Below are 23,177 nucleotides of genomic sequence, written 5' to 3' on the forward strand. Positions count from 1 at the left end.
CTTTCCATATACTTTCCCCTATGCCTTTTGAAACAAACTGATTTCTTGCCATATAAACGAATATCGTTGTGATGATATATGGAATCATTCCTGCAATAAAAGACAGTTCTCTTTTTCTGCACTTTTCCAGATAAATGGAAATCAGATAACAAAGCAATGGCGGAATCGGAATAAAGACTTTATCCCTGATATATAGTCCGCCATTCAATAAGTAAGCAAATACCGGAATCACAAGTACGATCACACATCCATATGTGAGTACCTTTTCATATACTTTCCGATACAACAATCCCGTGAGCAGAACTGTGATCACCAGTGTCGTAAGTCCGATTCCATAGATACTATAAGCAAATCGTTCTACTGTGATCTGCGGAATAAAAAAGGAAGCAAACGATGTGTTCTGCTCTTTACTTCTCCCACCCGTCAATGCGAGTGCCGTCGGTACCAGAAAGAAACCACTCATGAGTACTGCCAGAATCATCGAACGCACGAAACACAATCCGTCCCGCAAAAAGCTGCGAACTGTGACCCTGTTTTCTTCTCTTTGTTCAAAATAGCGGTGCAGTCCATAAAGAACCAATGACAGCATTCCGCCAATACTGAAATAAAAACTGGTCATGATCATCAGAAATACACTAACTGTAAAAAGACCACTTTTTTCTTGCTCAAAATACCGGTCTACACCTATGAGTGCCAGACATAAGAACGGCATATAATCCACAAACATGATCTGCCCGCTGTACTGACCGATCATCGGTCCTGCCAGCAGGAACATCAGTGACAGGATAAAAGCAGTGCCTGCATCCGTCTTTCTGCTTTTCAGCCAGTAATAAAACAGCAGTACCGAAGCGGTCAGACCTGTTATGCTGACCGCCATGATATAATCCGACATTTTCACAAACGGAAGCAGATATGACGGCAGAATCAACGGACTATATAGTCCGTAATAAGCAAAATGATAAATATTCTGGCCGCCGCCCAGATTCGCCGCAAATTCGGGAAATAACTTTCCGGTTGCATAAAACTGCTGCCGGAAATAATCCGGCAGCACACTATGCTGACTGAGCCAGTCTACCTTTGCTCCAAAGATTCCATATCTGCCCACAAATATCCGGCAAAAAAAGAGTGTTAAGCCTGTAAGCAGCAGGTAAGGAATGTATCTCTTAACCTTGTCCATAACTCTTCCTCCGCAGATTTTGTGATAATGGCATCATCATGATCCGCTGTTCTTCTTTACTGGAATCCTTTAACAGGTATACAGGCCGGTTCTTTACTTCCAGGTATGTCTTGGCAAGATACTGTCCCAGAATTCCGGTACACAGAAGCTGTACACCACCCACGCCAAACAAGATACAAACCATCGATGGCCATCCGGCCACCGGATCTCCCCAGATTAATGTACGGACTACGATCGCAACAATCATCAGAAATGATAATCCGCAGAACAAAACTCCCATATACGCTGCAATCGACAGCGGAACTACAGAAAATCCCGTGATTCCCTCCAACGAGTAAATGAATAATTTCTTTACATTCCATTTTGTTTCTCCGGCAGATCTTTCGATATTCTCATATTCCAGCCATTTGGTGCGGAATCCTACCCACCCGAAGATTCCTTTGGAAAAGCGGTTATATTCACTCATTTCCAGCACTGCATCTATCATCTTACGGTTCATCAGGCGGTAATCTCTGGCACCGCTTACAATCTCTGTCTTGGAAATCTTATTGATCACGTTGTAAAACTCTTTAGATAAGAATGAACGGATCTTTGGTTCACCCATTCTTGTTGAACGTCTGGTTGCCACGCTGTCATATGCTTCTTCTTTTAAAATTCTGTACATATCAGGCAGCAGCGACGGCGGATCCTGCAGATCTACATCCATGATTGCTGCATAATCACCGCTTGCGTTTTGAAGTCCCGCATAGATCGCAGCTTCTTTCCCAAAGTTTCTGGAAAAGGAAAGATACTGACATCTTCCGTCCTTTCTGTGTAAGTCTTTCATAATCTCATATGTTCTATCGGATGACCCGTCATCTACAAATAGCAGTTCAAAACTGGTATGTTTTTTCATGCTGTCCATGACTTTTTTCATTTCTGCATAATAAATTGGCAATGCTTCTTCTTCATTGAAGCACGGGATGATAATACTGATCTTGTCCATAACAATAAGCCTCCTCATCTTTTTCTTGATGCTATTGTAGGCTTCGTTTCTTAAAGACATACGCAAATAATTCTTAAGATTTCTTAAAAACTTCTGTTATTTTTTAAAATATAAGTTCTATCTTCGTACCTTCGCCCAGTTTACTGTCCACATGGATCTTCGCCCCATGAAGCATTGCTCCATGCTTTACGATAGACAGTCCAAGACCTGTTCCACCTGTTTCTTTAGAATGGCTTTTGTCTACACGATAAAAACGTTCAAAGATACGGTCCGTCTCATTCTCCGGGATTCCGATTCCGGTATCCGTAACGCAGACCTTCTTTCCCTGCAGGGTATTGCCTACCCAGACGATTAATTTTCCGCCTTCTTTGTTATACTTGATCGCATTTTCACAGATATTGTAAATCATCTCATCCAGGATCTGACGGATACCCACATACTCTACCGGTTCTCCCGTCACCTCTACATGCACTTTCCGCTTCGCTGCCTGTGGTGAAAGTCTGGTCAGAATCTCCCTCGTCAGCTTATAGAGATCTACTTCTTCTTTTTCCAGCTGCACATTGCCCTCATCCAGTTTTGATAACTTGATGATATCTTCTACCAAAGTGATCAGACGTCTTGCTTCATTATAGATTCTTTCCGCAAAACCTTTCATATCTTCCGGCTTTACCAGTCCGCTTTTCATGATTTCTGCGTAACCTGAAATTGACGTAAGCGGTGTCTTCAGCTCGTGAGATACATTTGCCGAGAATTCTTTTCTCATATTGGCAACTGCATCTTTTTCTTTATTCTGCTTGTCGATACTCTGTAAAAGAGGTGTTAATTCTTCGTACACGTCATTCTCCAATGGATTCTCAAGATCCAGTCTGTTGATCGGGCGGATCAGTCTCGTTATCTGCCATTTTACAAGGATTCCTGCAAAAGCCAGCATGATCAGTGTGATCAACCCCATCGCCGGGAATACCTTCATTGCTGTCCGTAATGCAGTATCTACCGTCTTTGATACTCGCAGGATATCTCCATTTTCCAATTTCACTGCATAATAGAACATCTCTTTATTCAATGTATTCGATTCACGGATATCCTGACCACTTCCGTTTTTCAGCGCAGCTTTTACTTCCGGCCGGTTCTTGTGATTCTGAAGGGTTACATCATCTTCTTTTGAGTCATATTTCACCTTACCATCCGGATCGATCAGGGTAATTCTTGTGTCCGCATGCACGTTATCCATCGTCTTCAGATAAGACTCCCCGGAAGTGTCGAGTGCTACGTTAATATAGTCCGCTTCCTGTCTTACCTCTCCTTCCATGATATGGATCGTCTGGCGGTATACAACCAGCGTGGTGATCGCATAAGCTATGAGCATCGTCAGGGTAATGACAAGAATCATGCTGCTTTGGATCTTTTTTCTCATACTTTGTTTCATATTATTACCTGCTCATACGGTATCCGACTCCGCGGACCGTCTCAATCTGTTCGCCTGCATCTCCAAGCTTCTGTCTTAAAGTTCTGACATGCACATCCACGGTTCTCGTCTCCCCATCGAAATCATATCCCCAGATATCTTCCAGAAGCTGGTCTCTGGTAAGGACAATATTCGAATTCTTCATCAGGCGTTTCAATAATTCATACTCTTTTAGTGTCAGGTTCACCACTTCTCCGTGAACGGTCACTTCATGCTTCTTCGGATTCAGCCGAATCTCTCCGATCTCAAATGTATCCTCACTGGATATGTTTCCATTTGCGCTGCGTCTTAATACAGCCTTGATACGTGAGATCAACTCCATCATGCCAAATGGTTTTGTAACATAATCATCCGCACCGGCATCCAATCCTTTTACCTTATCGTATTCTGCTCCCTTGGCTGTAACCATGATGACCGGAATCTCTCTCGTTTTCTTAGATGCTTTTAACTTTCTTAAAAGCTCCATTCCGTCTTCTCCCGGCAGCATAATATCAAGCAAAACAAGCTCTGGCGTCTCTAATGCCAGAGCTTCAAGGAATGAACTTCCATCTTCGAATCCGCGCGCCTGAAACCCTGTGCTCTCCAGGGTATACACCACCAGTTCCCGTATGTTACTGTCATCTTCTACACAAAAAATCATTCCTCTTTCTCCTTCTTTATACTACAGAAGCCTTGTGGATTCCTGTGATAGAGAATTCCACCCACTCTGCGATATTTGTTGCATGGTCTGCGATACGTTCCAGATATTTTGCAACCATGATCAGATCAATCGCCTCTCCCCCCTGCTCTCCTTTATTTTCCGCAATAAAGTCGATCAGTGTTGTCTTCACTTCTTCAAAAAGTTCATCCACAACATCATCATCTTTTATAACTTTTCTGGAAAGTTCAAGGTCTTTTTCCACATATGCATTGACGCTGTCACGCACCATCTTTCCGGCCGCTTCTGACATTTTGATGATCTTTGGAATGTCCTGTGCTTCCGACTTCTCCTCTGTAATGATGATCTCTGCAATATCCGAAGCCTGATCGCCAATACGTTCCATATCTGTGATCATTTTCAATGCCGCTGAAATCTGTCTTAAATCTCTTGCCACAGGCTGCTGCTGGAGAAGCAGTTTCAAACAAAGTCTTTCAATATCTGTCTCTGCCTGATCGATCTCTTCATCTGCCTCGATCACCTTCTGTGCCTGTTCCATACTTCCTTCTTTTAATGCTGTTGTTGCTTTTCCGATTGCAACTTCACATAATTCACCCATACGTATAAGCTGCTCATTAAGTAACTCCAGCTGCTGATCAAACCGATTACGCATATCCTAGCCAAACCTCCCTGTGATATAATCTTCCGTTCTCTTATCTGCCGGAATCGAAAATAATTTTTCTGTTTCATTATATTCAATGACTTCTCCCAACAGGAAGAATGCCGTATTATCAGACACACGTACCGCCTGCTGCATATTATGTGTTACCATAACGATAGTATAATCTTTTTTCAATTCCATCGCAAGGTCTTCTATCTTAGATGTCGAGATAGGATCCAGTGCCGATGTCGGTTCATCCATAAGGAGCACTTCCGGCTGCACCGCCAGTGCTCTTGCAATACAAAGTCTCTGCTGCTGGCCGCCTGACATTCCAAGTGCGCTGGTCTTTAATCTGTCCTTGCATTCATTCCAGATTGCCGCATCTCTTAAAGATTTTTCTACCAGATCATCCAATTTTGCTTTTGAACGTATTCCATGGGTTCTTGGTCCATAAGCAATATTATCATAGATACTCATTGGAAACGGATTCGGTTTCTGGAACACCATTCCAACTCTCTTTCTTAATAAATTCACATCGATATCACGGAAAATATCCTTGCCATCCAGAAGAATCTCTCCGTCAATCTTACATCCCTCTACCAGATCATTCATACGGTTGATTGATTTTAATAATGTAGACTTTCCGCATCCGGATGGGCCGATGAATGCTGTGATCTTATTCGCTTCTATCTCAAGATTCACATTTTTCAGAGCATGGAAATCACCGTAATGAAGTTCCATGTTCTTGATACTTATTTTACTCATGTATGATTCCTTCCTGTTTTTTCTGATTTATCTCTGTACAGCTACTATGCTTTTGTAATCCGTTTGGCGATCATGCCCGACAGGGTATTGATCACAACTACCAGCACCAGCAGTACTACAGCCGTCGCATAAGCCTGATTCATATAAAGACCTTCACTTGACAGATTATACATATGTACTGCCAGGGTTCTTCCTGAACTCAATACATTCTTCGGCACCTTTGCAACAGTACCCGCTGTATAGATCAGTGCTGCTGTCTCTCCGACGATTCGTCCGATCGCCAGGATCACACCTGCAAGGATTCCCGGTATCGCCGATGGAAGTACGATCCGAAATACTGTACGTAATTTTCCTGCTCCCAGCCCGAAACTTCCTTCTCTGTAAGAATCCGGTACGGATTTCAATGCTTCTTCTGTACTTCTCATGATCAGCGGTAATACCATGATTGCAAGAGTAAACGCTCCTGCCAGAATCGAAAATCCCCATTTACAGGTATTTACAAAGAACAGCATACCAAACAGTCCATATACGATAGATGGAATTCCCTGAAGCGTCTCTGTTGTAAGTCTAATCACTTCTACAAATTTATTACCACGTTTTGCATATTCCACAAGGAAGATCGCTGCAAAGATCCCAAATGGAACTGCGATCAGAAGTGATAACAAGGTCATGATCACTGTGTTGATCAATGCCGGCATCAGCGAGGCATTTTCCGATGTATAATGAAGTGAGAAAATGGATGGTTTCAAATACGGAACACCATGCGCCAGCACATATACGATCAGAAATATAAGTACTGCAAATGTCATAATTGCAGAAAGCATGACAAGAAGCATTACGATCAGTGATCCAGGAGTTCTGGTATATGCTTTTAACTTATCTTTCCATGTTACTTCATTACTACTCATAATTCTTCCCCCTCTTCAAAAGTGCTACACAGAAGTTCAGAAGAAGGATAAATACGAAGAGAACTACGCCGGTTGCAATCAGTGCTTCTCTGTGAAGTCCGGATGCATATCCCATCTCAATTACGATATTTGCTGTCAGTGTTCTGACTCCTCTGAAGATTCCTTCCGGCATTCTCGGCTGATTACCAGCCACCATGATCACTGCCATCGTCTCTCCGATCGCACGCCCGATTCCAAGAACAATAGCTGCCACTACTCCGGATTTGGCTGCCGGTAAAACAACAGTAAAGATTGCTTTTTCATGTGTTCCGCCAAGTGCTACCGCACCTTCATAGTACTGTGTAGGAACTGCTCTAAGCGCAGATTCCGTAAGTCCGATGATCGTTGGTAAGATCATCATTCCCAGAAGAATGGATGCTGTGATCATACTGCTTCCGTTTCCACCCTGATGAAGTGTTCTTCCGATTTCTCTTACCCACGGTACGAGAACTACAAGACCGAAAAATCCATAGACAACGGATGGGATTCCTGCCAGAAGTTCTGTTGCCATCTTCAGTGGTTTATAGATTACTTTCGGACAGTAGAATGCCATGAATACTGCTGTCAGGATTCCAATCGGTACACCGATGATAATTGCGCCGGCCGTTACATACAGACTTCCAATGATCATCGGAAAGATTCCGTATATGTCATTCTTTGGTTTCCATAATTCACCGGTCAGGAATTCCCCGAATCCGATTTTACTCATTGCAGGAATTCCATTTGCAAACAAGAAAATACAAATGAGTGCAACCGCCAGTACTGAAGCACAGGCGGCAACTGCAAACACTCCCTGCATGAATTTCTCTGTCCATGCTTTTGATTTCATATTATTTCACTACCTCATCCCATGTGGTTGCATCACCAGTGTAAATTGTCTTTACCTGATCACTACTGAGTTCATCTGTTGTATTGTTTTTATTTACAATAACTGCAATACCGTCTGTAGCAATTACCTGGCTGTCCAGTTTATCTTTTTCTTCATCCTGTAATTCACGTGATGCCATTCCGATATCATAACTTCCGTCGATTGCTGATGTCATACCTGTTGTAGAGTCTGTAGTCTGAAGCTCAATCTCTGCTCCTGTATTGACTTTCTTATATGCCTCGATCAATTTTTCCATAACCGGTGATACGGAAGAGGATCCGCCGACAACTGCTTTTCCGGATGGCTTGCTTCCCGCATAAGCTTCTGCTGAATCGTCTCCGATATATCCGTTGTCTGAAATCACCTGCTGTCCTTCTTTGCTCATGATATAAGCGATAAAGTCTTTTGCCACTTCATTATCTGCACCTTTCTTTGTTGCAATGTTAAATGGTCTGCAGATTTTATATTTTCCATCTTTGATGTTCTGCTCTGTAGCTTCTTCTCCATCAATCTTTAAAGCTTTTACTGTATCATTTAATGATCCGAGTGATACATAACCGATTGCATAATCATCTCCGGCTACTGTTGTAAGCATTACGGATGTGCTGTTTGTGATCTGTGCATCATCTGTTGTCATATCAACTTTTTCACCGTCTTTCTTTTCTTCAATCCCGAAAAGTTCGATGAATGCTCCTCTTGTTCCTGAACCATCTTCTCTGGAAACGATTGTTATATCATTGGAAGAATCCCAGTCACCTTTGCTGCTCTTATCATCAGAAGAACCACTATCTGAACTTCCACATCCAACTGCAAGTCCTGCTGCCATTGTTGCTACGGATAAAACTGCGATAAACTTTTTCATTTTCATAATCATACTCTCCTTAGATTCTCATCTTTTTTTATTCTGATTTTTTTCTTTGTCGCTTTCGACAATAGCTATCTTATAAGACGTATGTTAAATCCAAAATCTGCGAATTGTTAAATGTGTGTAAAGTGTATGTAGGAAATGTAAAATTGAATTTCTTAATTTTTCATGCTATAATTCCTCTGCAGGACTTTTCCTGATCAGCTTTTTCAAAAATTATATTCTATATTAACCTTTATACAAAAAGCTGACAGTAATATGTTCTACAGATTCGAACACAATGAATACAAACATATGAAAACTTATTATTTGAGAAGAAAGAGGATATAATTCTATGTGGATTGCAGATCAATGGAAAGATTATGAAGTAATAGATTGTAGTAAAGGTGAGAAATTAGAGCGCTGGGGACAGTACACGCTGGTCCGTCCGGACCCGCAGGTTATCTGGGATACCCCGAAAACCGAGCGTGGATGGAAACATATGAACGGCCACTATCACCGCAGCAAGAAAGGCGGAGGGGAATGGGAATTCTTCAGTCTCCCGGAACAGTGGCAGATTCATTATAAAGAACTGACATTTAATCTGAAGCCTTTCAGCTTCAAGCACACCGGTCTTTTCCCGGAACAGGCAACGAACTGGGACTGGTTCTCTGAGAAGATCAGAAATGCAGGAAGACCGATCAAAGTACTGAATCTCTTTGCTTACACAGGTGGTGCTACTCTCGCAGCCGCTGCTGCCGGAGCAAGTGTTACACATGTAGATGCTTCTAAAGGAATGGTTGCATGGGCAAAGGAAAATGCAGCCTCTTCCGGATTATCTGACAGACCGATCCGCTGGCTGGTCGATGACTGTGTAAAATTCGTAGAGCGTGAGATCCGCCGTGGCAATCAGTATGATGCCATCATCATGGACCCTCCGTCATACGGACGTGGACCTAAAGGTGAGATCTGGAAGATCGAGGATGCAATTCATCCGCTGATCAAGTTATGTACACAGATTCTGTCGGATGACCCATTATTCTTTCTGGTCAACTCCTATACAACAGGACTTGCACCGGCCGTTCTGACTTATATGCTTGGAACGGAGCTCAAGAAATGGAACGGACATGTGGATTCACAGGAGATCGGACTTCCTGTTACGCATTCCGGACTGGTGCTGCCTTGCGGAGCTTCTGGAAGATGGGAAGCGGTTTAACGCAATAGGAACTGACTTTCCCGGTCCTGAATAAAAATATAGAAGCGCTTTCTGTGCTGATTCAATCATGAAGTAACTCATATGCACAGAAAGTGCTTCTATATTTTTATTCAGTTACGTTTTCGCATGCTCTACTCATTAAACAACAAGTTCTGCCAAATGTATAATTGCTCTAATACCTTCGATTCTTCCTTCTTCACGGCCACGTTCTATCCCCAGCTTCTGTAAAATCAATCAGAAGTTCGCCTAACGCAACAATATCAACCTCTTTTCCCATTCTTCAGATCCTCCACAATTTCATTATACCGTTTTTTATTTAACCGGTAGAAAAATAATACAACAGCTGTTACAATCCACAGAATCCCCGGAATGGTTGTAAATGCATATTTCATAATACTGATAACCGTATCATTTTGTGCCTGATTTGCCACGTATCCATATTTTCCAAGTAATGCCGCAAGCATCGCTGTACCGATTGCCATTCCAATCTTATTTCCAAGAGAAACGAATGCATATTGAAATCCATCATTCCGAAGTCCGGTTTTCCATTCTCCGTATTCCACACAGTCCGGAATGATCGCATAGATTGCTGTATTAAATCCTGAAAAAAAGAACTGTGTAACACCTGCCAAAATATAGAATACAACTGCTGAATCTTTTACATTAAAGAAATACATTGCCAGCATTGAAATACCTGTTAAAAAGGCAAATATCGAAGCTGTCCTTCCTTTATTGTTAAGTTTTCGGAATACTGGTTGAAAACATGCGGCACCGATAATGGATGGAATAATAATGCACATAGAATAAGTAGTATAATAAGATGCATTTCCTTCTACATATGTAAAATAATATAAAATGTCAGCATTTCTTCCATATAATGTAAATCCAAATAAAACCTGTCCGATTAATGCAAGTATATACGGTCTGTTCTGCATCACGGCTTTTAACTGTACTTTAATTGATATTTTTTCCTTTTCCGGAATTGTCACCTGCTCCTTCGTCTTCGCAAAGCAGAAGAAATGGCATGCCGCAAATATACATCCATAGATAATTGCTACAAATAAATATCCGTTCTTCGCACTCTGGCTTCCCAGCTTTCCAAGCAAAGGTACTGTAATAATGTTGATAATCCCGATTGCAATCATAGCCGCAACCGAACGCGAAGTATTAATTTTTGCCCGTTCATCAATGTCCTGTGTCATCGCACCGCAAAGTGTTCCATACGGAATATTTACACATGTGTATCCCAGTACAAGCAGGCAATATGTAATAATCATATAGATAATCTTTGCCGTATCTGGCCAGTCCGGATGTGCCCAGAATGTCAACATTAAAAGCACTGCCGTAATGGGTGCTGCAACAAGCAGCCATGGACGGTAACGTCCCCATCTTGTTTTTGTCTTATCCGTCAACCCTCCGACAATCGGATCATTAATCGCATCCCAGAATCTTGAAAATAACATCAATGCTGAAACAGCCGCCATACTGATTCCAAACACATCTGTATAAAATATCATTAAAAAATTACTTACAAACATCCAACTGAAATTGCATCCGACATCACCAAATCCATATGCAATTTTACTGATCAATGGCACTTTTCCATTCTTACCCTCGTTTCCCATGGTTCCTCCTTATCAGAGTTTCTGACAAAACTTCTGTTCTCTCCTGATCTAATCTTTATTCCTGTACATTAATGATTACTTTCATCGTTGTTTCTCGGTTATCATCGATATACTGATAAGCTTTCAGATACTCCTGAAATGCAAATGTTTTTGAGATCAGTGGTCTTAAATGAACCTTTTCTTCATTTACAAGTCTGATTCCGTCAACATAGTCATCGTGCCGGTACATCATTGTGCTCTTGATATCCAGTTCGTGATCATTAGCCACTGCAAGATCAATCTCTGCCATTCCTGCAAACACTGCAACCAATACAATAATGCTTCCTTTTCTTGCATACTTGATTGCCTGTCCCATTGTGATGTTATTTCCTGCACAATCATAAATCACATCGGCTTTGTCTGGTCCGAATGTTTCCAACATTGCTTCACCGAAATCTTTTTCTTTTGTATTCACACAGACATCAATGCCACATTCTTTCGCCTTATCCAGACGGAGATCACTGACATCCGTGATCATAACTTTTGCTGCTCCCATTCCCTTTGCTACCTGTGCCACAAGATTACCAATCGGACCGGCACCAAGCACGGCAATGTTCATTCCTTTCACATCACCAACCTGCTTTACTCCGTGAACTGCAACAGCCAGTGGCTCGATCATTGCACCTTCTTCATATGACATTTCTTCCGGAATTGGTGTTACTTTCGATGCATCTACTGCAAAATATTCTGATGCTGTTCCGGTTGTCTGGAATCCCATAACTTTTAATTCTTCACACAAATTGTATTTTCCGTGTCTGCATGGATAACATTCTCCGCAATAAACCTGTGGCTCAATTGTTACTTTCTGACCTTCGTGAAATACTGTCACATCTTTCCCAAGTTTTACAACTTCACCGGATACTTCATGTCCCTGTGTTACCGGATATGAGGTAAATGGATGCTTACCGTGATATACATGAATATCAGAACCACAAATGCCGATATTCATAATCTTTACCAATACCTGATCATCTTTTACCTCCGGAACTGGTACCTCTCTGAAAATAATCTCTCCTGGTTTTGTCATTACCTGCTGTAACATATTGTTTTTCTCCTTCATTCTTTTATCTTATCTTTTATTAAATGTTTTATTAAAGTAATTACATTATTGTACAACCACTCTATTTTGTCAATATATGAATGCCTATTTCTACTTGTTGCACAAGTTTGATCAACTTTTTTATGCATATTTACCAACTGGATATACATAGAATTTGCCACTGGCAACTTCTCTTGCATACTTAGATATCTATAAAACCTGCCAATTGCAGCTTCTTCCGAACATCTGACAATAAAAAAAAGAGGTAAATATTCAAAGTCCGTAATCATTACGAGCCTTGAATTTCACCTCAGTTTTTCATTCTTATTCTTTTTCCTACAACATATCAAATTTATAAATGCTGTATATATTCAGAGAGGAAATGTTTTGCCGCTCCGACAGCTGATGCCTCTCTTTTATAGGAGCAATTTTTTAAGTAACGTACATCATGTTCAAAACCATTATATGCCATCACTTTTTCCCCCAGTGGTATCATATACTCTGATAAATACCCCCCGACTTCTCCTCCAAGTATGATATCTGTGTCATACGCCATTCGCAGATTGGAAATCAAAATAGCCAGATTATCCAGATACTGATTCCATTTTTCCACAGTCTTTGTATTTTTCTGCTCCACTTTTTCCATAAATTGTTCCAACGTCATTTCCTGCTCTTCATCAGTCAATGCACTGGCTGCGCAATAGGCATCTGCACACCCGGCTTTTCCGCAATAACATTTCTTTCCTCCCGGCACCAGAATCATATGTCCGAATTCTCCTGCTTTCTGATTCTGACCAGCCACCAGTTTTCCATTAATACAGAATGCGCCGCCTAATGTATTGTTGAGCGAAAGATACACAGCATCCTGATATTCATGCATATCTTCTGCCATCATCGCAGCATTTGCATCATTTGCAAAATACACCGGATAAGAAAATACCTGTTCCAGAAAGCTCAGACTGAAATTCTCCAATTGCAGTGCATGAGATTTCACAACCATTCTATTCGCCTGATCAATAATACCGGGAATCGAAATTCCGATTCCTAATATCTTTTCCCGGTCTTCTACATCCTTCAGGAAGTCCTCCACCATTTCAGCTACTTTTAAGCAATAAGATGTTTCTGTTGAAAATTTTAACCGCATCCAGATTGTTTTTTCTATTTCATACTGCATGTTCAGCAATACGATTCCCAGATGATTTGCTGTGATCACTACACCGACTGCATATTTATATGCCGGATTAATCCCTATCCGTTTTGCTTTACGACCGCCGGTAGATTCATATTCTCCTATCTCGATGACCATCTTCCGGTCGATCAGTTCGTTTACATTAGAAAGCACCGTCGGCATACTTAAGCTCAGATTCTGCGCCAGTTCTGCCTTTGATATAATTTTATTATTGATGATATAGTTTACAATTTTAGATTTTGTAATATTCTTTTTTTCATTTCGCCCTGCCATATCAGACCTCTTTTATAAATTATTTTACAAAAGTATCTTAGTCCTTTTTTGCTATTCTGTAAAGAATAAATATGTTGCTTCTAAAAAACTTTTTCCCAAGGCACAAAGATATAAAACAAGCCACCGGGACAGATACCACTCTTTTTTCTCCATCCCAATGGCTCAATTTAATATTCCTATTACATCTGCCAACGAATCGCAGACCCGGTACGTAAGTTTCCGTATCTCCTCCGTCGGCTGTACAAGATCCGGCACCATGATCACCTTCATTCCTGCCTGATGTGCTGACAGGATTCCTCCCGGAGCATCCTCAAACGCCATGCAATATTCCGGCGGTATTCCAAGACTTTCACTTGCTTTCTGATATATCTCCGGATCCGGCTTTGCTTTCTTAACCATATCTCCACAGATCACACTGTCAAAATAGGGATCTATCCCGGCCCGGATAAGATTCCCCATAGCATACTCTCTGCTGGAAGATGTCGCTACCGCCATCTTATATCCTTGTGCTTTTCCATATGCCAGCAGTTCTTTTACACCTTTTTTCAGTGGAAGACCTTCTTTATCCACAATTTTCCAGAAGTTATCCCGTGTCAGTCTTCCAAATTCTTCAAATGGAAAGTCTTCCCGGATATATTTTCTGAAATATTCATTCCTGCCTGTGCGGTTCATTCCAAGTGTGTGATAGATGACATCCCCCATATGTAGGATTCCCAGTTCATCACCTGCCATCTTCCAGGAGCGCTGTACAATTCTTTCAGAATCAAATAACAGACCATCCATATCAAATATAAATGCTTTTATATCCATTTTAGAACTCAATGCCTCTTCCAAGTGCATCCTTCAGATAATCTGCAACTTCTTCTAATTTATGTATGGCTTCCATCTTCTCTTCAAACTCGTCCCCGACAGATTCTTTATTAATAAGTGCCTGTTGGATTTTCTTTACATCTTTGATCAAATTCTCTGTCATATCAAAAGCCCCCTTTTTATTATCTTGCAGGAAATTTACTTTCCGATAATCGATTTATCCTAATGTATATATTATGATTATAGCATAATTTTTTTACTATTCTCTGAAATTATGTTACATTTTAATTAATTTTTGCATATTATCATTTTTTTCAGATTTGTTCATGCATCATTCTGATAAATTCCTCCATCACACGTGTTTTGTACTTGTGTGTTTTGTAGTAAAAGAAGACTTTTCTCTTCGCTTCTTCTCCGTCTAATTTGTAATACACCAGGTTTTCAAATGTCGGGAGCTGGCTTACCAGGATATCACTGATGAATGTTGCTCCAAGCTGCGTAGACGAGGCCATATATGCTGTCGACTGCTGATTGAATTCCAGCACGATATTGGGCTTAAATCCGACGTTTCGGCACAGCCTGTCTCCTCTGGTTCTGGTATCATTTCCCTGTGTCAGCATAATAAACGGAAGATCCGCAAATCTCCCTAACGGAACTGCCGGATATTTCTGGTTCAGATAATTTTTATTTTTGATATTCTTATAAGAAAGCTGATACATTCCCAGTTCTTCATTTACGGCAAAATGTTTCGGAACCGCAAGTAATATATTTTCTTCGCAATATAATTCTTTATTATATAGAATACTGTCATAGTGATAATTATCAATGACAAAATCCAGCGCATTACTGCCCAGCATTTCTTCCAGTTCGGCTGTATTCCCCTCTATCAGCTGAATATGTACATCCGGAAATTTCTGATTAAATTGGGTGATCAGAGACGGTACCACATATGCGGCAAACAGCGTACTTGCTCCTACTGCAAGATTCCCCGTCTTCAGACCCGCCAGGTCATTGATGTAATTCTCTACCCGCTGTTCGATCTGGGTGATCTCCTCCGCTGCCTCAATATATACTTTTCCGACCTCTGTAAGCTGAAGCGGTGTTGTACTTCTGTCAAATAACGGTTCCCCGATAATCTCTTCAATCTTTTTGATCCTTGCACTCAAAGACGGCTGACTGATGTACAGATTCTGTGCCGCTTTGGTAAAACTTCTTTCTTTATACACTTCATAAACATATTTTTTCCATACAAACATACACGTAACCTCCCATATCCTGCTATCATCTGTTTCCTCTTTTCACATGACAGCTATAGTCAGACTCTTATAATTGTTATAACACTATAAGTATTGGATTCTCTGTCCACACGAACGTATCATTATATTAATGAAACAATTATTCCAATATGAATTTGGGGTTTATTGGAATAAAGATAAAATAATAAAAAGCGGGGAATAAAATTATGAAGCCAATCGTACGCGCCGGGCGCATGAAACCAGTACACTCTGATATCCGTGGTCCATTATTTGTAGAAGCCATGAATCGCCAGAAACAGGGAATCGATATCTTAAAATTAAATACCGGGAATCCTGCAACCTTTGGCTTTGGTCTGCCTGACAGCATCAAAAACGCTCTGCTGGAACACATGCAGGACGGTGTCGGCTACTGTGACTTCAAAGGAATGCCTCAGGCAAGACAGGCAATCTGTGATTATGAGACCAGTAAAGGTATCAAAGGTATCACATCAGATGATGTATTCATCGGTAACGGTGTCAGCGAAGTGGTATCTTTCGCCTTAACACCTTTGTTAAATGATGGAGATGAGGTCTTAGTTCCTTCTCCTAGTTACTCCCTTTGGGGCAATTCCGTATATCTCGAAGACGGTAAACCGGTCTTCTATACCTGTGATGAACAGGCCAACTGGTATCCGGACATTCAGGATATCCGTTCCAAGATTACAGATAAGACAAAAGCAATCGTTATCATCAATCCGAACAACCCGACCGGTGTTCTCTATCCGAAGGAAATCCTTCTCGAGATCATCCAGATTGCAAGAGAATTCGGCCTTCTGATCTTTGCAGATGAAATCTATGACCGTCTCGTTATGGATGGCAAACAGCACATCTCTCTTGCTTCACTGACAGAGGATGTTCCGGTCATTACATTAAACGGTCTGTCCAAATCACACTGTCTGTGCGGATACCGCTGCGGATGGATGGTCATCAGCGGTCCAAGAGAACTGACCGAAGATTACAGACAGGGCATCATCCAGTTAACATCTCTGCGTCTGTGCGCCAATACCATGGCACAGATCGTCATCCCTGCAGCTCTTGATGATATGGATACACCTGCTTCTATGGTACGGCCGGGCGGCAGAATCTATGAGCAGCGTGAAGCGACCGTTCGTGAACTTGAGAAGATCAACGGTCTGTCATTTGTAAAAAATGACGCTGCATTCTATGTCTTCCCGAAACTGGACGTGAAGAAATTCAACATCACCAATGACAAGCAATTTGCTCATGATCTGCTGGATGCCACCAATATCCTGCTCGTTCCGGGCAGTGGATTCGACTGGAAAGATCCGGATCACTTCCGTATTGTCATGCTTCCGCAGGCAGATATCTTAAGTGATGCGATTCGCCGGATGGGAACATTCCTTGACGGATATAAGCAGAAATAATATGAGCAGCAGCCATCCTTAAATAGTACATAGATAAAATACATTCCCGGTAAAAATCCAATCTCTCTTTTTTCGTCGATGTTTCAGTTATCCGGGAATGTATTTTTATCTGCTTTTCACTGTATTCCAGGCTCCGACTACTTCATTTACGGTACTGACGGTCACAAATGCATGTTCATCTGTTTCGTGGATGAAAGATAATAATTTTCCATATTCATTCTTTTCTAATATCGTTACAACTTCTACATGCTCTGCATGATCCAGGCCTCCATATGCCGGATAAATCGTCGCACCTCTGCGTAATTCCTTCACAATATAATTCTGAATTTTTTCATGCTCCTTTGAAAGAATGGATACTTTCTTACGCACATGGAATCCATCACAGAACCGGTCTAATACCTGACCGTAGATCAACGTACCAACAAGACTTATTACCATTGTCTCCCGATCATATACAAAGATTGCTGCCATCGATATGAGCACACCTATGATCGTAATACTCTGTCCTATTTTAAATCCAAGATACTTATTGATCAACTTCGCAACAATATCAATTCCCCCGCTGGATGCATTCATGTTAAATAAGACGGCCTGTCCTGCACCAACCACGATCATGAAGCATACCAGATCGATCACGATATTCCCGGACAAGGATTCCACATGCGGAGTCAGTATCTCAAAAATCCTCAGATACATCGGAAGCATAAGTGATGCAAGAACGGTCTTCACACCGAATTCCCTGCCGATAAAAATATACCCTATGACCAACAGTATCATATTTAAGACAAATGTAATTGTCGATACCGGTAACGGAATAATCTTTACCAGAACAAGAACCAGTCCTGACAGACTTCCAAGCACCAGATTATTTGGCATCATTTCATAATATACAGCTGCCGACATTAAGAACATGCCGCCCAGCATCATAATAAATTCTTTTTTTGTTATCTTCATTTCATTCTTCCTTAATTCAATATTTCTGCACAAAGATGTACTCCTCTTTTTTTGTGCAAAGAGGAGTACATCTTTCCTTCCTATGACTGCTTCAGATGATATATTTTTCTACTCTTCTCCCTCAACCAGACTATTCAGCTTCTGGTTTGCAGCAAATAACAACACGGTAAATATCAGCATGATCGCACAAATTCCGATGAATACCGGCCAGAGTACACTTGCTTTTACCGAAGCATCTGCTCCGACTCCACGGGTAATTTCACATAATGCCATCACACCAAATGCCAGTCCGACAAACAGAAATCCAAGTCCTACTTTTTTGAACATATTCATATCTCCCTGTGGACGTTCTGCAAGCTTTAATATCTTTTGTCGACAATCGTCAATGATTGAATGTAATATATCATATTTTTGTATGTTTTTCAACATATTATTTGTATTTTATATCTCTTTTTGTATTTTATGCACAACATCTGTCATTTCAAAACCTGCTGCATACTAAAAAGATCGTTACAGGCATCTTCTTACAACACATGACGAAAAAAGAAATGCCTGTGTCATTACACCAACATTTCTCTTTTTCATCCATCATTCATTTTCCCGGAATCATGCTCTCCAAGATCCCTCTACGACTTCTTTATGAAATCAGAAAGTCCAGTGAAAACTTCGTGTCTGCTTCCGTCATTCCCTGTTCTTTTAAAAGTCTGTGGATCGTACTCATATAATGATCCGACAATACCCTGCAGATTTCTTCTTTCTTCCTGCTCTTGCATGCTTCCAGCAGTTCTTTATGTATCGGATATTGTCGTGTGATTACTGCTTTTTTGTCCGATGCCAGATTATACCCCGTTACGATATTCCCATAATTCAGACTTTTCCATGCCTTATACAGACTTTTCATTCCGGTCATTCTGATCAGACAGCTGTGGAACTTATTATCATATGAAAACAGCTGATCATATTCGTCCACATCCAGATTCTTCATGCGTTCCAGGATTTCTTCCATCTCCTGCAGGGTTTCTTCCGGTATCTTTCCTCCCAGAAGACGCACTGCCATAATCTCATAATTCGCACGCATAAGATAGATTTCAAATGATTCTTCGAATGTGATCTCTTTCACGGAACATCCGGCATTTCTTACATATTCTACCAGACCTTCGTTCTCCAGTTCGCGCAGTGCCTCTCTGATCGGCGCACGGCTAGTCTTGAATTCCTTTGCGAGTTCCTGTTCGACAATCTTCTGCCCCGGCTGCAATTCCCTGTTAATGATCCGTTTTCTTATAATATCTACAATACTTTCACGTAATGTCTTGTATCCTAATTCTGTCATAACTTCTGTTATCCTGTCTTATTTTTCTAACTACTGGTTAATCTGATAATTTCCATCCGAATCAGCCTGGATATGCGATGCATAAAATGTCTCTACCGCTTTCACCATATACTCCGTGTCCTTTACACCGGCCGTCTCATAGGCCGAGTGCATGGCAAGCTGCGGCAATCCAATATCCACTGTATTCATGGACACCTGCGTCATCGCAATATTCCCCAATGTACTTCCCCCTGCTTCATCCGAACGATTAGCAAAATACTGTAATGGTACGCCTGCTTTTTCGCAGATCATCCTGAATACTGCCACACTGACCGCATCACTCGTATATTTCTGTCCGGCATGTGATTTGATCACAATGCCGTCATTCATATAGACGCAGTTTGTCGCATCCGTCTTCTGCCTGTAATTCGGGTGTACCGCATGGGCATTGTCACAGCTCAGCATAAAGCTTCCTGCTACTGCACAGTGGAATTCCTCTTCGTTCTTTCCAAGTGCTTTGTTCATCCGCCACAATACATCATAAAGAAATGTAGATGCAGCTCCCTGTTTTGTTCCCGAACCCACTTCTTCGTTATCAAAACAGGCATAGACATTGATATTCTGTTCATTTTCCGCTGCCAGGAATCCTTTCATGGATGTAAATGCACACTGCAGATCATCCAGTCTCGGACACCCGATAAATTCACGGTTGCTTCCCCATCTGACCGCTCCCATACGGTTATACAAGAACAGATCCATGCCATAGATATCCGTATCTTTTAATCCCAATTCTTCTGCAACTAAGGATCTTACCTCTCCTTGTTCTTTCACGCTTCCCGATAATATCGGTAACATATCAATCTGTTTATTAACAGCTCTTCCTTCATTCACTTTCCGGTCCATATGAATTGCAAGACTCGGAATCATCAGAAGATCTCTGTCCACTTTCACAAGTCTGGTTTCGATTCTTTCCCCATTCTTAACCATAACTCTTCCGGCCAGTGACAATGGTCTGTCGAACCATGTCTGGCAGATCATACCGCCGTAACCTTCGGTATTCAGTACCGTATATTTCTTTGCGACCTCAATCTCCGCATTCTCTTTCAGTTTAAATGCCGGCGAATCACTGTGTGATGCTGTCACATGGAAACTGTAGTTGTCCAGTTCTTTTCCGGCTTTTACTGCAATGATACTGGAATTATTTCTTGTTACATAGTATCTTTTCCCAGGTTTGATCTTCCACTTTTCTGACTCTTTTAATTCTTCGAATCCTTCCTGCTTCAGGATCTCTTTTAATTCTGCAACCGCATGAAATGCTGTCGGTGCATGTTCTATAAATGTTGTCAGTTCTGATATGATATTTGTTTCCATTATATTCCTCTTCATCTTCCGTTTTGTTCCGTTCCTGTCTGACAAATGTAAACGGTTCTTTACTGTACTTCCCCATAATACAGCAGATCGTCATTACAAACAAGCACCAACCGCCAAAGAAATCCCTGTTTATTTTGCAAACATACCAACGATATCTTTTACCATCACAACAGCTTTATCCATTCCTTCTAATGTAATGTGCTCATATACCCCGTGGAATGCATATCCGCCTGTTCCAAGATTCGGACAAGGAAGTCCTTTGAAGCTTAATCTTGCACCATCCGTTCCCCCGCGGATTGGCGCAACATCTGGAACGATATCCGTATTTTCTGCGGCCTTCTTTGCATATTCAATGAGCTGCATGCATGGTTCGATCTTCTCACGCATATTGTAATAGGATTCTACGATCTCAATTTCAACCGTTCCTGCTCCATACTTTTCATTCAGACTGTCTGTGATCTCCTGCATTTTTGCTGCTCTTGCATGGAATCCTTCTGTATCAAAGTCACGGATAAAGTACTTCATCTTTGTCTCTGTAACATTTCCATGAAAGCTTACCAGGTGATAGAATCCTTCGTACCCTTCCGTTGTCTCCGGTCTTTCTGATACCGGCAGCATCTGGTGGAATTCTGTTCCGATCGTCTGCGAATTCACCAGTACATCTTTTGCAGTTCCTGTATGTACACTGACACCATGGATCGTGATAAATGCTGTAGATGCATTGAAGTTCTCATACTGGATCTCACCTTCGGCGCTTCCATCTAAAGTATATCCGTAATCTGCTCCGAATCCTTCTACATCGAAATGCTTTGCTCCCCTTGCAATCTCTTCATCCGGTGTGAATCCGATACAGATCTTTCCATGTGGAAGTCCTTCTTTCAAAATCTCATCTACGACAGTCAGCACTTCTGCAATTCCGGCTTTGTCATCCGCGCCCAGAAGTGTTGTTCCGTCTGTCGTGATCAATGTCCGTCCTTTCAAATCTGCCAGATATGGAAATTCTTCTACTTTGATCGTCTTTCCGCTTGTTCCAAGTACTACGTCTTTGCCATCGTAATTCTCGATGATCTGCGGATGAATATTGTCTCCTGGCGCATCCGGTGCTGTATCCATATGCGCGATCAGTCCCAGTGCAGGTGCATTTTCACATCCCGGTGTTGCAGGAACAGATCCGTATACATATCCTTTCTCATCCACTCTTGCATCTTCAATTCCCAGTTCTTTCATCTCTTCCACCAGTAACTCTGCAAGTACCAGTTCCCTGTCTGCCGATGGAACCGTCTCGCTCGTCTCATCACTTGTCGTCCATACAGACACATACTTTAAAAATCTTTCGTAAGCTTTCATCTTACTTCCTCGCTTTCTGCATTTCTTAACTTTATTGTAAATCATTCTTTTATAAATGTATATTGGCGAATGTCGACAATTTAATGTTCTTAATTTTGTTATATTTTTCCCGGAATTTATGTTAAAATTCTTTTAGGTGCTCTGACAACAGATACTTATATAATATCAAAGTGAGGTATATACATATGAAATTAATGATTGCATCCGATATCCACGGCTCTGCTTACTACTGCCGTAAAATGCTTGACGCTTACAAACGTGAAGGTGCTGACCGTCTTCTTCTTCTCGGAGACATCCTTTATCACGGTCCGCGTAATGACCTGCCAAAGGATTACAATCCAAAGGAAGTTATTGCCATGCTGAATCCAATGAAGCAGGAACTGCTCTGTGTCCGCGGTAACTGTGACACGGAAGTAGACCAGATGGTACTGGAATTCCCGATTCTTGCCGACTACTGCTTCCTTGAAATTGACGGGCGCACCATCTTCGCTTCTCACGGACATCATCACAATCCAAAGAATCCTCCGATGTTGAAAAAAGGAGATATTCTTCTGAATGGTCATACACACATTCCTGCAAATGAAGATATGGGGGATTTTATCTATATGAATCCAGGTTCTGTATCAATTCCTAAGGAAGGTTCTGCTCACGGATATATGATCTGCGAGGGCGGCGAATTCACCTGGAAGGATCTGGAAGGAAATATCGTTGGGATTTAATTTAGAAGGCATGACTACCCGGACCTGCATAAAAAGTAGGCATCAAATGCCTTAAGAATGAAATGGCAATTGCGTAACGGTTGTGACAGCGGAAGGTTACAGTAATCAGCTGTCATTAGCGGATTTTCAAGGCTTTTGACAAGATTGTGTACCGTAGTGGACTACACCAGGTTATAGTTCCGGGTATTTCATTTCTTAACATCCGCTGCCAGTCACGACTTGAAGAAAACAGTATAAAGTGGTTCTGGTGAATGTGG

Annotated in this window: 23 protein-coding genes; 3 read left to right on the forward strand and 20 right to left on the reverse strand. The window is 41.4% G+C overall.

Going from position 1 to position 23,177, the window contains the following annotated elements; translation table 11 throughout:
- The 9 genes from GT508_RS13045 to GT508_RS13085 all read right to left on the reverse strand — a co-directional run.
- The coding region (locus GT508_RS13045; RefSeq protein ID WP_161144415.1) for a YfhO family protein at positions 1 to 1,177 on the reverse strand (1,177 nt) is incomplete at its 3' end.
- Complete coding sequence (locus GT508_RS13050) at positions 1,164 to 2,162, reverse strand: glycosyltransferase family 2 protein (protein ID WP_117597946.1); 999 nt, start codon at positions 2,160 to 2,162, stop codon at positions 1,164 to 1,166. The genes GT508_RS13045 and GT508_RS13050, both read right to left, overlap by 14 nt.
- 103 nt (positions 2,163 to 2,265) lie before the next feature.
- Positions 2,266 to 3,576, reverse strand: coding sequence for a sensor histidine kinase (locus GT508_RS13055; RefSeq protein ID WP_161144426.1), 1,311 nt, complete (start codon positions 3,574 to 3,576; stop codon positions 2,266 to 2,268).
- Positions 3,577 to 3,592: 16 nt separating this feature from the next.
- Entirely contained in the window at positions 3,593 to 4,267 is a 675-nt protein-coding gene (locus GT508_RS13060; RefSeq protein WP_161144416.1) for a response regulator, read from the reverse strand.
- Positions 4,268 to 4,283: 16 nt separating this feature from the next.
- Entirely contained in the window at positions 4,284 to 4,937 is a 654-nt protein-coding gene (phoU, locus tag GT508_RS13065) for a phosphate signaling complex protein PhoU (RefSeq protein WP_161144417.1), read from the reverse strand.
- A gap of 3 nt (positions 4,938 to 4,940) precedes the next feature.
- Positions 4,941 to 5,690: a phosphate ABC transporter ATP-binding protein PstB gene (gene pstB / locus GT508_RS13070; protein ID WP_055284374.1), complete on the reverse strand. Its 750-nt coding sequence runs from the start codon at positions 5,688 to 5,690 to the stop codon at positions 4,941 to 4,943.
- A gap of 44 nt (positions 5,691 to 5,734) precedes the next feature.
- The gene (gene pstA / locus GT508_RS13075) at positions 5,735 to 6,598 is read right to left on the reverse strand and encodes a phosphate ABC transporter permease PstA (RefSeq protein ID WP_055284373.1); all 864 of its coding nucleotides are present in this window, start codon (positions 6,596 to 6,598) and stop codon (positions 5,735 to 5,737) included.
- Positions 6,591 to 7,466 carry a phosphate ABC transporter permease subunit PstC gene (gene pstC / locus GT508_RS13080; RefSeq protein WP_161144418.1) on the reverse strand — a complete coding sequence of 292 codons (876 nt, stop codon included), beginning with the start codon at positions 7,464 to 7,466 and terminating at the stop codon, positions 6,591 to 6,593. Before pstC ends, pstA begins: the two co-directional genes overlap by 8 nt.
- 1 nt (position 7,467) lies before the next feature.
- Positions 7,468 to 8,373: a substrate-binding domain-containing protein gene (locus GT508_RS13085; protein WP_161144419.1), complete on the reverse strand. Its 906-nt coding sequence runs from the start codon at positions 8,371 to 8,373 to the stop codon at positions 7,468 to 7,470.
- A 331-nt stretch (positions 8,374 to 8,704) separates the two neighbouring features.
- On the opposite strand from GT508_RS13085, the gene GT508_RS13090 reads away from it, so the two are divergent.
- Positions 8,705 to 9,565: a class I SAM-dependent methyltransferase gene (locus GT508_RS13090; protein WP_161144420.1), complete on the forward strand. Its 861-nt coding sequence runs from the start codon at positions 8,705 to 8,707 to the stop codon at positions 9,563 to 9,565.
- 260 nt (positions 9,566 to 9,825) lie between these two features.
- On the opposite strand, the gene GT508_RS13095 is transcribed toward GT508_RS13090, so the two are convergent.
- From GT508_RS13095 to GT508_RS13115, 6 genes are all read right to left on the reverse strand, one after another.
- Positions 9,826 to 11,190, reverse strand: coding sequence for an MFS transporter (locus tag GT508_RS13095; RefSeq protein WP_117597942.1), 1,365 nt, complete (start codon positions 11,188 to 11,190; stop codon positions 9,826 to 9,828).
- A gap of 55 nt (positions 11,191 to 11,245) precedes the next feature.
- Complete coding sequence (locus GT508_RS13100; RefSeq protein WP_055303105.1) at positions 11,246 to 12,271, reverse strand: zinc-dependent alcohol dehydrogenase; 1,026 nt, start codon at positions 12,269 to 12,271, stop codon at positions 11,246 to 11,248.
- 349 nt (positions 12,272 to 12,620) lie between these two features.
- Positions 12,621 to 13,730 carry an ROK family transcriptional regulator gene (locus GT508_RS13105; protein WP_161144421.1) on the reverse strand — a complete coding sequence of 370 codons (1,110 nt, stop codon included), beginning with the start codon at positions 13,728 to 13,730 and terminating at the stop codon, positions 12,621 to 12,623.
- A 162-nt stretch (positions 13,731 to 13,892) separates the two neighbouring features.
- A complete protein-coding gene (locus GT508_RS13110; protein WP_117597940.1) occupies positions 13,893 to 14,540 on the reverse strand; it encodes an HAD family hydrolase in 648 nt (215 codons plus the stop codon).
- A 1-nt stretch (position 14,541) separates the two neighbouring features.
- Positions 14,542 to 14,703 (reverse strand): hypothetical protein, encoded by a 162-nt coding sequence (locus GT508_RS14470; RefSeq protein ID WP_171029252.1) that lies wholly within the window; start codon positions 14,701 to 14,703, stop codon positions 14,542 to 14,544.
- 151 nt (positions 14,704 to 14,854) lie between these two features.
- Entirely contained in the window at positions 14,855 to 15,796 is a 942-nt protein-coding gene (locus GT508_RS13115; RefSeq protein ID WP_117597939.1) for a LysR family transcriptional regulator, read from the reverse strand.
- Between the two features lie 206 nt (positions 15,797 to 16,002).
- Between GT508_RS13115 and GT508_RS13120 the strand changes: the two genes are divergently transcribed.
- Positions 16,003 to 17,220 carry an aminotransferase class I/II-fold pyridoxal phosphate-dependent enzyme gene (locus GT508_RS13120; protein WP_161144422.1) on the forward strand — a complete coding sequence of 406 codons (1,218 nt, stop codon included), beginning with the start codon at positions 16,003 to 16,005 and terminating at the stop codon, positions 17,218 to 17,220.
- A 105-nt stretch (positions 17,221 to 17,325) separates the two neighbouring features.
- Here GT508_RS13120 and GT508_RS13125 read toward each other — a convergent pair whose 3' ends face one another.
- From GT508_RS13125 to pepT, 5 genes are all read right to left on the reverse strand, one after another.
- A complete protein-coding gene (locus GT508_RS13125; protein WP_028087605.1) occupies positions 17,326 to 18,174 on the reverse strand; it encodes a YitT family protein in 849 nt (282 codons plus the stop codon).
- Between the two features lie 108 nt (positions 18,175 to 18,282).
- Positions 18,283 to 18,501: a hypothetical protein gene (locus GT508_RS13130; protein WP_055284367.1), complete on the reverse strand. Its 219-nt coding sequence runs from the start codon at positions 18,499 to 18,501 to the stop codon at positions 18,283 to 18,285.
- Between the two features lie 310 nt (positions 18,502 to 18,811).
- Positions 18,812 to 19,504, reverse strand: a complete 693-nt coding sequence (locus tag GT508_RS13135) for a GntR family transcriptional regulator (protein WP_161144423.1) — start codon at positions 19,502 to 19,504, stop codon at positions 18,812 to 18,814.
- A 30-nt stretch (positions 19,505 to 19,534) separates the two neighbouring features.
- Entirely contained in the window at positions 19,535 to 20,854 is a 1,320-nt protein-coding gene (locus GT508_RS13140; protein WP_161144424.1) for a M18 family aminopeptidase, read from the reverse strand.
- A gap of 129 nt (positions 20,855 to 20,983) precedes the next feature.
- On the reverse strand, positions 20,984 to 22,201 hold the full coding sequence (gene pepT, locus GT508_RS13145) for a peptidase T (protein WP_161144425.1): 1,218 nt from the start codon (positions 22,199 to 22,201) through the stop codon (positions 20,984 to 20,986).
- Between the two features lie 185 nt (positions 22,202 to 22,386).
- Here pepT and yfcE point away from each other — a divergent pair, with 185 nt between their 5' ends.
- Complete coding sequence (gene yfcE, locus GT508_RS13150) at positions 22,387 to 22,920, forward strand: phosphodiesterase (protein ID WP_055180477.1); 534 nt, start codon at positions 22,387 to 22,389, stop codon at positions 22,918 to 22,920.
- Positions 22,921 to 23,177 lie beyond the last annotated feature (257 nt).

It is taken from the genome of Dorea sp. BIOML-A1, assembly GCF_009875615.1.
Classification (GTDB): Bacteria; Bacillota; Clostridia; order Lachnospirales; family Lachnospiraceae; genus Dorea_A; species Dorea_A amylophila.